Raw genomic sequence first — 291 nt, 5'->3', positions numbered from 1 at the left:
CCCCCCCCCCCGGCCCGGTGACACCACCGGCCAGGACGGCCCCGGGCCCGGCCGCCGCTCCGGTGCGAGCCTTGACCACCGGCGGCTGGACGCGCTGGCGGAGCGCCGGGCCGAAGGCGCCGCGTACGGCGACGACATCGCGGACGAGATCGCCGAACTGGCGGAGATCGGCGCAGCCGAGACGCCGTCGGGGAACCTCACCGCGGCGCACGCCGACCCGGTCGGACGGGCGCGCGCGGCGCAGGCCGCCACGCTCGCCATCACCCCCGAACTCTGGGTGCGCCCGGACGC

1 protein-coding gene is annotated in these 291 nt (G+C 79.7%); it reads left to right on the top strand.

What is annotated here, in order from left to right:
* The coding region (locus AAHZ94_RS35295; protein WP_349997714.1) for a hypothetical protein at positions 1-291 on the top strand (291 nt) is incomplete at both ends.

It is taken from the genome of Streptomyces sp. HSW2009, from assembly GCF_040240285.1.
GTDB lineage: Bacteria > Actinomycetota > Actinomycetes > Streptomycetales > Streptomycetaceae > Streptomyces.
This window is presented reverse-complemented; position numbering and strand designations above follow the sequence as displayed.